The organism is Neobacillus sp. BP17 (genome assembly GCF_059579525.1).
In genome coordinates this window covers 2,242,462-2,255,853 of record NZ_CM184198.1, presented here as the reverse complement: position 1 = coordinate 2,255,853, position 13,392 = coordinate 2,242,462, and the positions used below count along the sequence as shown (strand labels likewise).

The 13,392-nt window shown below is 37.2% G+C and carries 13 protein-coding genes; 3 read left to right on the top strand and 10 right to left on the bottom strand.

Annotation, left to right across the window (positions count from 1 at the left end):
- Positions 1-95: 95 nt before the first annotated feature.
- From AC4QJR_RS10805 to AC4QJR_RS10795, 3 genes are all read right to left on the bottom strand, one after another.
- The gene (locus tag AC4QJR_RS10805; protein ID WP_007083969.1) at positions 96-296 is read right to left on the bottom strand and encodes a cold-shock protein; all 201 of its coding nucleotides are present in this window, start codon (positions 294-296) and stop codon (positions 96-98) included.
- Positions 297-1,210: 914 nt separating this feature from the next.
- Positions 1,211-1,564, bottom strand: coding sequence for an ArsR/SmtB family transcription factor (locus AC4QJR_RS10800; RefSeq protein ID WP_098575252.1), 354 nt, complete (start codon positions 1,562-1,564; stop codon positions 1,211-1,213).
- Between the two features lie 21 nt (positions 1,565-1,585).
- Entirely contained in the window at positions 1,586-3,334 is a 1,749-nt protein-coding gene (locus AC4QJR_RS10795; RefSeq protein WP_496526161.1) for a SulP family inorganic anion transporter, read from the bottom strand.
- Positions 3,335-3,673: 339 nt separating this feature from the next.
- Between AC4QJR_RS10795 and AC4QJR_RS10790 the strand changes: the two genes are divergently transcribed.
- Positions 3,674-4,468: a TIGR00266 family protein gene (locus tag AC4QJR_RS10790; protein ID WP_098575250.1), complete on the top strand. Its 795-nt coding sequence runs from the start codon at positions 3,674-3,676 to the stop codon at positions 4,466-4,468.
- 133 nt (positions 4,469-4,601) lie between these two features.
- On the opposite strand, the gene AC4QJR_RS10785 is transcribed toward AC4QJR_RS10790, so the two are convergent.
- The 7 genes from AC4QJR_RS10785 to AC4QJR_RS10755 all read right to left on the bottom strand — a co-directional run bounded on the left by AC4QJR_RS10785 (position 4,602) and on the right by AC4QJR_RS10755 (position 10,924).
- Complete coding sequence (locus tag AC4QJR_RS10785) at positions 4,602-5,591, bottom strand: ABC transporter permease subunit (protein ID WP_496526160.1); 990 nt, start codon at positions 5,589-5,591, stop codon at positions 4,602-4,604.
- Positions 5,588-6,463 carry an ABC transporter permease subunit gene (locus tag AC4QJR_RS10780; protein WP_496526159.1) on the bottom strand — a complete coding sequence of 292 codons (876 nt, stop codon included), beginning with the start codon at positions 6,461-6,463 and terminating at the stop codon, positions 5,588-5,590. The genes AC4QJR_RS10785 and AC4QJR_RS10780 overlap by 4 nt, the downstream gene beginning before the upstream one ends.
- Positions 6,464-6,598: 135 nt before the next feature.
- On the bottom strand, positions 6,599-8,071 hold the full coding sequence (locus tag AC4QJR_RS10775) for a DUF4153 domain-containing protein (RefSeq protein WP_496526158.1): 1,473 nt from the start codon (positions 8,069-8,071) through the stop codon (positions 6,599-6,601).
- A gap of 69 nt (positions 8,072-8,140) precedes the next feature.
- Complete coding sequence (locus tag AC4QJR_RS10770; protein WP_496526157.1) at positions 8,141-8,776, bottom strand: HAAS signaling domain-containing protein; 636 nt, start codon at positions 8,774-8,776, stop codon at positions 8,141-8,143.
- Complete coding sequence (locus tag AC4QJR_RS10765) at positions 8,757-9,104, bottom strand: PadR family transcriptional regulator (protein WP_496526156.1); 348 nt, start codon at positions 9,102-9,104, stop codon at positions 8,757-8,759. Before AC4QJR_RS10765 ends, AC4QJR_RS10770 begins: the two co-directional genes overlap by 20 nt.
- A 110-nt stretch (positions 9,105-9,214) precedes the next feature.
- The gene (locus AC4QJR_RS10760) at positions 9,215-9,388 is read right to left on the bottom strand and encodes a hypothetical protein (protein WP_180230173.1); all 174 of its coding nucleotides are present in this window, start codon (positions 9,386-9,388) and stop codon (positions 9,215-9,217) included.
- 93 nt (positions 9,389-9,481) lie between these two features.
- The gene (locus AC4QJR_RS10755; RefSeq protein WP_098575246.1) at positions 9,482-10,924 is read right to left on the bottom strand and encodes an amino acid permease; all 1,443 of its coding nucleotides are present in this window, start codon (positions 10,922-10,924) and stop codon (positions 9,482-9,484) included.
- Positions 10,925-11,405: 481 nt separating this feature from the next.
- On the opposite strand from AC4QJR_RS10755, the gene AC4QJR_RS10750 reads away from it, so the two are divergent.
- Together AC4QJR_RS10750 and AC4QJR_RS10745 are read left to right on the top strand one after the other, a co-directional pair.
- Positions 11,406-12,824, top strand: coding sequence for a sigma-54 interaction domain-containing protein (locus AC4QJR_RS10750; RefSeq protein WP_496526155.1), 1,419 nt, complete (start codon positions 11,406-11,408; stop codon positions 12,822-12,824).
- 303 nt (positions 12,825-13,127) lie between these two features.
- A complete protein-coding gene (locus tag AC4QJR_RS10745) occupies positions 13,128-13,334 on the top strand; it encodes a DnaJ-like cysteine-rich domain-containing protein (protein WP_098575244.1) in 207 nt (68 codons plus the stop codon).
- Positions 13,335-13,392: the final 58 nt, after the last annotated feature.

The following is a 13,392-nucleotide window of genomic DNA, read 5'->3' as shown; positions in this document are numbered from 1 at the left end:
GGAATATTGGGTATTTTATACTAGGCAGCAATTATAAACTTGGAAATACAAAAAACAGCCCGGATCTAGTCCGGGCTGTTATAGTAGATAACAAATTATTTTTTAGTTACGTTAGCAGCTTGTGGTCCACGAGCTCCTTCAACAACTTCGAAAGAAACTTCTTGGCCTTCTTCTAAAGTTTTGAAACCTTCTGTTTGGATAGCAGAGTAATGAACGAATACGTCGTTACCGTCTTCAGCTTCGATGAATCCAAAACCTTTTTCTGAGTTAAACCATTTTACTTTACCGTTTTTCATGAAAAAAAATCCTCCTATTGGCTTATACACGTAAGCCATGTGTAAATTCACCAAATTACAACGTGATAGCTTTACCTTCATTTCCTCATCCAAACATCGGTTAAAACTTTGAACAAGCTGTGTAACATAAATCTAATCTCGTGCAACGGCTGACTAAATTTTAGCATTCTAGTAGTCTATATGTCAACATAGGACAAACCAATATACACCTACAGTTTTCTACATTTCTCAACTGTTTTCTAGTAGAATTCGAGTCATTTCGACATCGCTTACAAAAACCATCTTTCAGAAAATGAAAGTGTTTTCATAAAAAACGAACGATTAGTTAGCTATTGTTATTTTGTGATTATGTCGATAAATTTTTTCGACTTTTTTCTTAATTCAGGTCTTGGGGATCGCTCTTCGGACACTCGCTTGCTTATTTGGTTCTCTCTTGTCCAAAGTTGGCTCGGCTTCGGACACTCACTTACTTTTTTGGCCCTTCCTTGTCCGAAGTCCCCTCGACTTAGGACACTCGCTTACTTATTTGGCGCTCTCTTGTCCGAAGTTGGCTCGGCTTCGGACACTCGCTTACTTATTTGGCCCTTCCTTGTCCGAAGTCCCCTCGACTTCGGACACTCGCTTACTTATTTGGCCCTTCCTTGTCCGAAGTCCCCTCGACTTCGGACACTCGCTTACTTATTTGGCCCTTCCTTGTCCGAGGTCCCCTCGGCTTCGGACACTCGCTTACTTATTTTCCTCTCCCTTGTCCAAAGTCCCCTCGGCTTCGGACACTCGCTCACATTATTTAACCCTCACTTGTCCGAAGTTGGATCTACTTCGTACACGCTCTTACTTCCCTGGCTGTTCCTAGTCCATAGTTGGATTACTTACCTTTTAGTGTATCTTTCTCAATAAAGAAAAAACCGAAGAATTTAGTTCTTCGGCAACGCTGGTTCTTCTTCATCATCTTTAAATTTATCTAGAATTGTGATTGTATCGACAAGATGGTTGTTAAAGATTTGTCTTGCAACAGCTAACAATTCGATAATCATCGGGTCCTTTAGTGTGTAGATGACCTTGTTCCCTTCCTTTGTTCCAGAAACAATATTTTTTGCTCTTAGGACAGTTAGTTGCTGTGAAACTGCCGACCCTTCACTACCTACTAGGGTTTGAATTTCATTGACATTCTTATCCCCTTCAGCTAAAAGCTCTAAAATGCGGATTCTCAATGGATGTGCTAGTGCTTTGAAAAACTCCGCTTTAAATTGCTGCATTTCAAGATTCAATTCGTCCACTCCCATGCAATTTTAGAAAGTAGCAGTAAGCTTTGTTCTGCTTCCCTCTACAGCCTCTGCTGCTGATAGTTTTTTACATTCCCTAAACGCAAAATGCTTACAGCCGAGGCATTTATTTTTGTTAATATGCTCAAGGGCATATTGAATGGCTTCTCCAGTATGTTCAAAGAAATGTTCCTCACCGATGATTTGATATAATCCTGTCTTTATCAAAACACTTTCCGGCTGCGGATTTAAGCCCGATATCATGATTATACCACTTTTTGAAAAATGGCGAACAATACTAGATAAAGTCGCTTCACCGGTTGTATCCATTAATGGAACCCTACTCATACGCAACAAAAGAATCTTCGGCCGATAATTGATGGTGCTCATGATTGTTTTCTCAAAAGTTTCCGCTGCCCCGAAAAATAATGGCCCTTCCACATTAAAAATACTAATTTGTGGACAATCATTTGTATCAGAGACAATACCTGATTCGACTTTTTCATGCTTGTGTTTCCGGTTCGGTAATGCTTTCGCCGTAACCATGACGTCGCTCATTCGTTTGGCAAAAAGGATGGCAGACATTACTAAGCCCACCTCTACTGCCGTGGTTAAATTTACAAATACCGTTAATAAAAAAGTAACCAATAAAACCAGTGAATCTGTCGATTTTGTTTTTAATATATAGGAGAAAACTTTTCTTTCACTCATATTCCACGCCACGACCATCAAAATTGGCGCCATACTCGCTAACGGGATATACGATGCATAAGGTGCAAAAAACAATAAGACCAACAAGACAACTACCCCATGAATCATTCCAGAAAACGGTGAAATTGCTCCATTCTTTATATTTGTTGCAGTCCGTGCAATTGCCCCTGTTGCTGGAATCCCGCCAAATAAAGGGGTAATCATATTGGCAATTCCTTGTCCGATTAACTCTTTATTGCTGTTGTGTCTGCTATTCGTCATTCCATCTGCCACCACGGCTGATAACAATGATTCTATCCCACCGAGCATCGCAATGATGAAGGCTGGCTTTAGCATCTTAACAATCGTCTCAATGTTCAGGTCCGGAATATGGAGTTCAGGTAAAGTACTTGGAATTTGTCCATAGGCAGTGCCAATCGTCGAAATTTGTGTTGGGTAGAACAATGTTGCAATGACAGAAGAAACCACTAAGCCAATCAGCGGACCAGGAACTTTTGGCGCTATTTTTGGTGTTAGAATGACCGTGGATAAACAAATTGCAGCCGTTAATAGACTAAACATATTAATAGTGCCTAAATGAACAAGAATTTCTTGGACATTTCTAATAAATTCCTCGTGTTTCTTTATACCCTCCAAACCTAGGAAACTAGCAACTTGACCAGTAAATATTGTCACGGCGATTCCTGTGGTGAATCCAATCGTTACAGGTCTAGGAATATACTTTATTAAAGAACCAAGTTTAAAAATGCCCATTAACATGAGAATAAACCCTGCTAGAAACCCAGCGATGAGGAGATTTTCATAACCGTAGGTCATTACAATACCAAATAAAATTGGAATAAACGCACCGGTAGGGCCGCCTATTTGATATTTCGATCCGCCACATAAGGAGATAAGAATCCCTGCAACAATAGTCGTATAGATTCCATACTCTGGTTTCACACCCGAAGCAATAGCAAACGCCATCCCCAGTGGAATCGCGATTACCCCGACAATCAATCCAGACAGGAGATCCTTTGGCACACTCCTTATGGAATAATTATGGAATCTTTTATCAATTAACATATTAACCCTTCTTATCTTCTTATTTTTGTATATCTGATTATTTGAATATATGATAATTTATCTCCCGTTTCAAGTATTTCCGTTAAAAATTTATTTTTTAAGAAATTACTTGTTTGACCGACTTTGCCATGGTATAATAGCTAAGCGATGAGCTGAGTTGTGTAAGTCGAGAAACATTCCTTTATGGAACGCACTATGTGGAGTGTGGTTTTTCGCCTCAATACGCGAAGGACGTCTGTGTAAACAGGCGTCCTTTTTTATTGGCTAAAATTAGCACTTTATTCCTAAATTCCTTATAATATAAATAGATTTGCCATTTTAAAAAGTGGAGGGAATAGTATGAATAACCACGAAATTGATTTTAAAATCTTTGGAGATGACATGCAATTTGTTGAGGTTGAGCTAGATCCGCAAGAGACTGTAGTTGCTGAAGCGGGCAGCTTTATGATGATGGATGATGACATACATATGGAGACTATTTTTGGTGATGGCAGTGCTTCTGGGGGTGGTAGTGGCCTCATGGGAAAATTATTTAGTGCCGGAAAACGCGTCCTTACTGGTGAAAGCTTATTTATGACAACCTTTACCAATAATGGCATGGGCAAAAAGCACGTTTCGTTTGCTTCTCCGTACCCTGGAAAGATCATTCCAATGGACTTAAGCCAACTGGGAGGGAAAATTATCTGCCAAAAAGATGCTTTCCTTGCTGCAGCTAAAGGAGTTCAAGTTGGGATTGAATTCCAACGTAAAATCGGGGCAGGCTTCTTTGGCGGTGAAGGGTTTATCATGCAAAAGTTAGAAGGCGACGGGCTCGCTTTTGTCCATGCGGGCGGAACAATTATTAAAAAAGACCTTTTGCCTGGCCAGTCATTAAGAGTAGATACTGGTTGTTTAGTGGCAATGACCAGCAGCGTTAATTATGATATTGAATTTGTAAAAGGGGTTAAAACAGCGTTGTTTGGTGGTGAAGGGTTGTTTTTTGCTACCCTAAGAGGCCCAGGTTCGGTATGGATTCAATCCTTGCCATTCAGCCGTCTGGCAAGCCGGGTATTTGCGGCAGCCCCTTCACGCGGCGGTGCAAAGGATGAAGGTAGTATTGCACGGGGCATTTTCGATATGTTTAATGGTGACTGATTTAAGAGAGCGGGACCAATGGGTCCTGCTTTTTTTTATACTACAAAAAACCGAGCATCCGCCCGGTTTCCATAGAAAAATCTATTAATTAAAATCCCGATCATATCCCATGATCTTTGATTTTTACGAATGGCTATTTTTGAACAAACTCAAATTGTTCAGCAGAATAAGCGGCAACTTTTGAACTTAGATCTTTTTTCTTTTTCCTCTTAACCAACTTTACACCATTTAAATTACCTTCTAGTTCATTCTTCATCATATTTACGATGACGATCACTATAAAAAATCCGAACACTGGAGTTAAGATGGCCCATGGCGCACGTACAAATTCACTAAAATTTTGACCGATCAAACCTGCCCATTCATTTGTTATGGTTGCTGGCTTCTCTGGTTCCTCATACCCCATGACACCTGCCCTATTTCTTCCTCCAAGAAACATTCCAAACAGACCGAGCTGCATGGTAATATGGAGGGCACTTATAAATTGCTGGACTGAAAACAGAATTCCGTAAGAACGGATATATGGCATCAACTGTTTTCTGACAATATGTAATTTCCCAGCCCCCATCAACTTTGAGCTTTGTACAAATGAAGTTTGTAATAATTGATCCGTTACATCAGAGGCGAAAATAGTGACTGATGGAAATCCGATAAATACAAGAATAATAATTTGATAGGTTACGATTGATGAAATAGCAACATCATTAAAATCGCCCACAATCGGAATCATCAACAGTATCGCAATGAGAATTGATGGGATGTAACGGAAAGTTAGGAAAAAGTCTTTCACATAACCTTTTAAAAATGGAGCCCACATGGATAGAAAAATACCGAAAATCCCCCCGAGAAAAACTCTTAATAATGCAACTCCAAAAGCTGAAATTAAGGTGAATTTTGCACCATATAGTAATAACCAATGCATGTCTTCACCATTTCGGTTCGTTCCTAATAAATGTTGTTCAGAAGGTGGAAATGGCGCCCTTCCGATGATATCACCCTGTTCATTTTTAACAAGCACCTGATGATTAAAATCCTTTGGTCCATAATAAGGATATAAAAGACTCATGATCAATAGAAGAAGCAGTAAGGTTGATCCAATAATCGTCTTTTTGTATTTTCTCATATACTAACCGCCCCCTTCCCTTTGATTAACTTAGAAATAAACCAGCCTGCAGTTTCGATTATCACCAATGGAATGGATAACATAAGCAAACACATAACAAGGATAAAAAATTCTCCATCCATAAAAATGATTTTAAACAATTTTTGATTAAACCCGCTAATATTAAATAAAATTTCGACCAAATAAATATTGGATAGTAATATCCATACGATTGTTCTTAACTGCAATATTAAAAGTGGAAAAATGTTTCTCAGCATATGGACAAGTAATGTCCAAATTCTGTCCATTCCCTTTGCCTTCGCATAGAGAACATATTGTTGTTCCTGTTCCTCATCAATAATCTTAATGAGAAATTGTAGTAATAAGAAAAATGGTAGAAAAGAAACGGTCATAATTGGAACAAAATAAGGCTTATGACCAAATAATCCATACAGTTGTAAAAATTTTAATCCTGTTGATTTATATAGAGTGATAACAAAAAACTGGAATAATAAAATAATAAGTAAATCCGGAATACCTTCGAAGAAATTAAGTCCATTTTTCAATTTATTTTTTACTTTTTCTGGTGAGAGGAAAATCAATAAAGCCGAAATCATTGCAAGGAAAATGATAAATAAAAGACTGCATAATAGAATTGTCATCGTATACTGATAGCTCTCAGCAATATGTAATTTTTTAAGAATTTCTATGTATTTATCTTGATTTGCTTGAAGTAACAATTGAAAATCGGATTTAAGATTTACCCAAAAACTTTCGAAGTTAACTTCTATATGATCCTTTCCAATCCCTAATAATGAGGGAAGATTAAAAATAAAAAGAAATCCTCCTATTATTAATACAATTCTGACAAGTCCCCGAAAAAATCGCTTCATTTTATCCCACCCTAATATTTTTGTAAAAAAATTACAGTCCCTTTCCTTTTTACCATTTTATTATTATTTTTGCAATATTCCTAATTTATTTTAATAAAAAGACGCTTCGGCCCTCCCTCCGAAACGTCTTTTTATTCATTGGATATCTAAGTTCCTAAGTTCAGATTCTAGCTGCTCTCGTTTTAGATTATACGACTGCCAGGGGAGGTCTTCAGCAAGGACATCCTGTTTTCGTTCTAAGAGAACTGTTTTTAATTCCGGAAAATCCTGGTCTTTTTCATAGAGTTCGATTAATCCTAAAACTCCTGTAAAGGATAAGTTATTAAGGTAGCGAACATCAATTTTCCCGCTGAACTCGTACCGATCCAGATTCTCACTCACTACAATTTTATCTAAATCAATCATTGTAATAGCCGTGTAATAGATTAATGATGAAATAAAGTAAAAATGAAATAATGATAGCTTATCCACCCATATTTTCACAAGTGTATATGTAAAAATAATAACAAGATAAATCATAAACGAATGGACAAGAACCCTTGTGAACGTAAATCCATACGCATCTTCATACATACTTAACCGCATATAGGCAGAAGTAAGCATAACAGAGCTCGTGAGGACAAGGATGGTTAACATTATTTGTGTGGCTCTTTGCAAAAACCCTGTTGCCCTCTTTACGTACGTTACTACGATGACTGTTATTGATAAATTGATCAGTGTAACAAACAGGAGCTCAAAAAAACCCTTTCGAGCGTATTCTGCATAGGTAAAGTCTTCCGATAAAGACCCGCTAAAGAAATACCGAAATTGAACGAGTATAAACAAAAGATACACTAAATTAATGATCACAAGAACTGTAATGGTGATTATCCCATCTAGTTTAAGGGGGTTCTCATTTGTTGGCTGTCTCATTACATTGATACGTCGGGTATAAAGGATCTGCATGAAACCAAAGAAGGCAAACGCGCAAAATAAAATCACAATAAGTCTAAAGATTCGTTCCCCATTGATGACTTGAAACCATTGGGGGATGCCGCCAATTAATTGTTCGAATTGTGAATCTGCCGATATTAGTAAGTTCAATACAACAAATAAGATTGGCAGTGAGATCGCAATCCCGAGAAATACCTTTTTCCATACTATCAGTTTGTCATCATGACCGTTTTGTTTTAAGATCTTCCCAATCAATGATACAAAACCGATATTAAATTTTACTGATTGGATTAAGCGTATAAATATCAACGTAATAAAAGCAGGTTTATTCCATTGAAAATTTTTCGGACTAGTTATTAACACCAAATGAAAGATTACCAACCCAGGGATCACCAAGATATTTAAGCCATAAAAGAGAAAGTTATTAGTTAGGAAGTAGTTGGCCGACATCAGCCAAACACAACAAAGAATTAAGTATCCTAACCGTTGATGGGAAAATTGATAGCGTCGGTACCGCCAAAGAAACACTGAATAAAATGCGGAAATAAACACGAAATAGGATATCCCTATCTCACTACGAAAAAATGCTTCTTCTGCTAAAATACCAAGCAATAAACATAATAATAAGAAGATCCAAGCAGGCTTACCTATTTTTGTTTCTATTTTCGTTTCCATCTTCATCCCTCATTTTGTATAGATTTTCTATATATATAGTTTTACTAGGTATGTATCCAAAAAAAATGCTTATACCGAAGCTTTTCTTCCCCACTTATATCCAATCCAACTGATTGGATATAAGATGATGGTAAAAAGGATACAAGCAAAAATAAACGTTTTCGTTAACAATGGGGCAAACCATGAATGCGGAATAATTTGAAACACAGTAAGGATCATTAGAATTAAATTTGGAATAAGAGAAAGTAAAAACGTTTTATTTAGAAGCACCCTTCCATTATGGCCAAACCCCTTTCCTATTTCGTATCCTAATAAGGCCCAAAAAAATAGATACAAAATAGCAATCAAGGTGGGAATCGCTGTCAGGTGGTTCCAAGCAGCTGTGATCCATTTCCATTGATAGACATTGTGAGCAAGGGTAAGTAAACTCCCCCCTCCGAAAAAAAGTACATTTAAAAGGATAAACAACCACTTCATATTGCTGGGAGTAACAGAAAACTCATCTCTCCAAATTTGGATAATTTCCTCTGGAGTGCCTAGGCGGGATACAATTAAATCATAAACTATATCCACATCCTGAACTCCTAATTCAAACAGAATTTCATCGATATGTGACTCATATTCACGGAGAATTTCTTCTTTATCTAAATGGTCTCCTAATCCCTTTGCCAATTCATTCAAAAACCTATTCTTCGGCCGTTCCATGCTTCGATCTCCCTATCACCTTGTTCATCACTTTAACAAAGTCCTGCCATTCACGTGTTTTTTCACCCAATAATTCTTTTCCTGCTTTTGTGATCTTGTAGTACTTCCGTGCCGGCCCCTTTTCCTGTTCCTGCCAGTAACATTCAATGTAATCTTGCTTCTCAAGTTTATGTAGTGCAGGATACAAGGTTCCCTCTTTTACACTCAGATCATTATCACTTCGTTGTTCCAGCTCTTTCACGAGTTCATAGCCATACATATCTCGTTCGTTTAATAGCTGAAGCAGGATTAAGGACGTACTGCCCTTTACTAATTCGCGGTTAAACATCTTCTCACCTACCTAGATATTTTAGGTACATAGATATTCTATATTGAATCCTTCTAAATGTAAATAGCTTAAAAAAAAGTGACGATGCTTTCATCGCCACTTCACTTTGCTCATTTTACTCTTCCGTTATTTCTAAGCACCTTAATGTTTTGGTCACGCTCGCCTCCATCAGATAATTCCTCTGAAAACTCGTGTTTCGCTTCAGCTCCAACTACTTCACCATGCTTGATAGTCCTTGGTGGCAAATTATTATTTGGCGCCGCTTGTTCATTCCAATCTCCCATTACTATCACCTCGATACATAGTATTTAAAGTTTGGGTTTATCCTATGCAAAAAAACAAAACGCTTGGATTTTTCCAAGCGTTTTTCAAAGTAATTAGATCACCATTTTTTTATTTTCGATCAGTTCAATTTCGTGTTCATCAATCATATCCTGTTCACGAAGCTTTTTAATTCTAAAATGGTAAATCAAGTAACATGCACCCACAAATGGAACTCCTAAATATAGAGCTAAGCGTTGTGCTGGGTCAAATGCTAAACTTACTAAAACCGAAACGTTTAATACTAAGGCGATTAGTGGTAAAACCGGGTAAAGTGGTGTTTTGAACTTAAGGTCTGCGACTTTTCCACCTTCGCGGATAAATCTTCTGCGGAAGGCAATTTGTGAAGCAGTAATGGAAATCCAGCCAACTTGAGCACCCAAACCAGCGACGGAAAGAAGCCACATAAATACCGTTTCTTCTGCAAAGAAACCTGAAAGTAATGATAATAAAGCAATACCAATTGTGAAAAGTAGTGCGTTAATCGGTACGCCTCGTTTATTTACTTTTGTGAGAATAGGACTCGCCATTTTTTCTTTTGACATCGCATACAACATCCGGGTTCCCGCATATAATCCAGAGTTTCCAACAGAAAGCAGTGCTGTAAGGATAACAAAATTCATAATATCTGCAGCGTAAGGAATACCAATACTATCAAATACGACAACAAATGGGCTTTCAACAACCCCTGCTTTGTCCATTGGAATTAAACTAGATACAACAAATATAGCTAATACAAAGAACACAAGGGTACGCCATACAGTTTGTTTAATTGATTTTGGGATGGTCTTTTCTGGATTTTCGCTTTCCCCTGCAGCTATCCCAATCAATTCTGTTCCTTGGAAAGAAAAATTAACCGCGATCATGGTAACAATTAGTGCTGAAAATCCGTTGGGTAAAAGACCGTGTGCAGTAAAATTAGATAAATATGGTGCAGCTTGACCGCCATTCATGTCAATTAATCCAAACATGGCAGCGCCGCCTAATGCGATAAAAAGAATAATTGCTAAAATTTTTATACTTGAAAACCAAAATTCTGCTTCACCAAATGCTCTTGCAGATAGAGCATTCAGTAAGAATAAAATGACCGCAAAAATGCCACTCCAAATCCATACTTGAACATCAGGAAACCATCTTTGCATAAGTTGACCAGCAGATAAAAACTCTAAGGCAACTGTAACGGACCAGCCTAACCAGTATAGCCAGCCGAGTGCAAATCCTGTTCCTGGTCCAATAAATTTTGTCGTGTACGTTTGAAACGAGCCTGAAACAGGCATGGCTACAGACAATTCTCCGAGACAAAGCATGGTTAGAAACATGATAAAACCGCCAACTATATAGGCGAGGATGGCACCTATTGGGCCAGCCTGACTGATTGTGTAGCCAGAACCCAAGAATAAACCTGAACCGATTACCCCACCCAAAGAGATCATAAATAAATGTCTCGTCTTCATCGTCCGTTTTAATTCATGATTCGAATTGTTTTCCTGCAAATTCATTAAATTTCCCCCTTCTCCCCAAACTAAAGAATACGCTTCCAACTCTCAATATCCAAAAAAGTAGGATAATTTTTTGCTAAAGGCAATAATTAAACCTTTACCATTAGAAATTATAGAGAAATAGTAGTCTATTAACAACAGATAATAATTTCTAAATTATCACTATATTTTTATAAATGTAGAATGCAAATTTTGTGCCAAAATTAAAATCATCTAAAATGTGTATATTCTTTGAACAGACAAGCAAAATATTTTTGCATCTCAATAAAAATTTTGCACTTATGCCGCAAAAATAATTTTTCCATTAAAAAGGAAAACAATTTATCTACAAATAGCGAAAAATAAAGGAAATACCTAACTAATGCCAATATTCTTTGCAAATTTAACACTTTTTCAATAAAACTGCAAAACTATTTTGCATTATTAAGTTTTATTTGATTAAATAGTTGCATAAAGGATTAATCAAAGGGAATGAATCTAAATGGAGAAAAATAATCATACCGTCAATTATTTGCATTACCTAAATCGGATTTATAAACGGATCTTAGACGAGGTAGATGTGGGTGTCCATGCAGTAGATGAAACGGGGAAAACAATTATTTATAATAAAAAAATGATGCAAATGGAGTCCATGGACCTTCAAGATGTTATAGACAAAAACCTGCTTGATGTATTTATGTTTAAAGACGACCAATCTAGTACACTAGTAAAAGCGCTCCAGGAGGGCAAAGAAACAAGAAACGTCAAACAAACTTATTTTAATAATAAAGGTAGCGAAATTACGACCATTAACAATACCATTCCTATTTTTAACAACGAAAAACTACAGGGTGCTGTCGAAATCGCCAAGGATGTAACAAAGTTGGAACGTCTCATTAAAGGCAACCTGAATAAGGGGCAGACCAGATACACTTTCGATAAAATCATCGGAAACAGTCCAGCTATTAAAGAAGTTATTGAATCTGCCAAACGTGCAACTAGGACCTCTTCCTATGTTTTAATTGTTGGAGATACTGGTACAGGGAAAGAACTTTTTGCTCAGAGCATCCACAATGGGAGCACTCGGCTTTCTGGCCCGTTCATTTCACAAAACTGCGCTGCCCTGCCTGATAATCTAATCGAAAGTCTTCTGTTTGGAACAAAACGCGGTGCCTTTACGGGGGCGGTCGACACCCCTGGGTTATTCGAACAAGCCAATGGAGGTACCCTGCTTCTCGATGAGATTAACTCATTGAATCTAAATTTACAGGCAAAATTACTACGTGTTTTACAGGAAAAAACGATAAGACGAATTGGGGATACGAAGGATACGCCTGTGGATGTTCGAGTCATTGCCAATATGAATGAAGATCCGATTGATGCGATTGCTAATAATCGGATGCGCAAAGACTTATATTATCGTCTTGGAGTTGTCACTATTTTTATCCCTGCGTTAAAGGAGCGTAAAGAGGATATTCCATTATTAGTGGAGAGTTTTATTCAAAAATACAATGAACTGTTTCAGATGAATGTAAAAGGTTTATCAGAGGAAGTTAAACAGTCATTTTTCGAGTATGACTGGCTGGGGAATGTCCGCGAACTTGAGCATATCATTGAAGCTGCGATGAACATAATGATTGATGAGGAATGGATTTCCTACTCTCATTTACCCTACCAATATCGAAGCAAAATGCAGATGAAAGAGAGAATGATTCCCCTTTCCACGGTGGACACCTTTATTAAGGAACATTCAGATGCAGCAGTACCACTAAAATATCAAATGGAGCTATTTGAAAAATCTTATATTGATCATGTATTATCCAAAAATGATTTTAATATATCCCGGACTGCTAACCTTCTCGGACTAAGCCGTCAAAGCCTGCAGTATCGGATGAAGAAATTAAATATTACAGGAAAATGAGATTTTATTAATTGCTGTGTTAAAGGTTAATGCTGATTTTGGCACTCTGTTGATTGGAGCGGAAATCAACAGACTAGTCTAACACAGCCTATTAAATACGTCGGAAAGCTAGTATGCTTTCCGCTTTTTTTATACTGATCCAGCACAAAACTACCTTTTTTCACATAAAATTATTATAGAAAAGTAAATTAGTTTGATAAATGGAATCTTTATTCCACTGAATTCCCTATAGGCAATAAACTAATACAAGCATAAATATTCCATTTATTCTCCATACTAAGAAGAAAAGATGAGGTGAATAAAATGGGACTACTCAACTCGTTTAACCAATGGAAAGAGACTAAATATCAAAATCATGTCTCAAATATGAAAGAGCAAGGCAAATGTCCTGACTGTCACGGCCGTGGCTATACCGTATATCCTTATAATGAATTTGCTTACTTTAATTCATTTGAATGCCCAGGCTGCCAAGGTACAGGTCAATATACTGATTGGGAAGAAATGCAGTAAATTGAGAATAAATACAAATCCCTCCATTAATTCCTTTTGGATTAATGAAGGGATTTTT

Coding starts and splice junctions, on each gene's coding strand:
- AC4QJR_RS10805 (WP_007083969.1), bottom strand. CDS start 296: ATGAAAAACGGTAAAGTAAAATGGTTTAACTCAGAAAAAGGTTTTGGA.
- AC4QJR_RS10795 (WP_496526161.1), bottom strand. CDS start 3,334: ATGTTAATTGATAAAAGATTCCATAATTATTCCATAAGGAGTGTGCCA.
- AC4QJR_RS10790 (WP_098575250.1), top strand. CDS start 3,674: ATGAATAACCACGAAATTGATTTTAAAATCTTTGGAGATGACATGCAA.
- AC4QJR_RS10785 (WP_496526160.1), bottom strand. CDS start 5,591: ATGAGAAAATACAAAAAGACGATTATTGGATCAACCTTACTGCTTCTT.
- AC4QJR_RS10780 (WP_496526159.1), bottom strand. CDS start 6,463: ATGAAGCGATTTTTTCGGGGACTTGTCAGAATTGTATTAATAATAGGA.
- AC4QJR_RS10775 (WP_496526158.1), bottom strand. CDS start 8,071: ATGGAAACGAAAATAGAAACAAAAATAGGTAAGCCTGCTTGGATCTTC.
- AC4QJR_RS10770 (WP_496526157.1), bottom strand. CDS start 8,776: ATGGAACGGCCGAAGAATAGGTTTTTGAATGAATTGGCAAAGGGATTA.
- AC4QJR_RS10765 (WP_496526156.1), bottom strand. CDS start 9,104: ATGTTTAACCGCGAATTAGTAAAGGGCAGTACGTCCTTAATCCTGCTT.
- AC4QJR_RS10760 (WP_180230173.1), bottom strand. CDS start 9,388: ATGGGAGATTGGAATGAACAAGCGGCGCCAAATAATAATTTGCCACCA.
- AC4QJR_RS10755 (WP_098575246.1), bottom strand. CDS start 10,924: ATGAATTTGCAGGAAAACAATTCGAATCATGAATTAAAACGGACGATG.
- AC4QJR_RS10750 (WP_496526155.1), top strand. CDS start 11,406: ATGGAGAAAAATAATCATACCGTCAATTATTTGCATTACCTAAATCGG.
- AC4QJR_RS10745 (WP_098575244.1), top strand. CDS start 13,128: ATGGGACTACTCAACTCGTTTAACCAATGGAAAGAGACTAAATATCAA.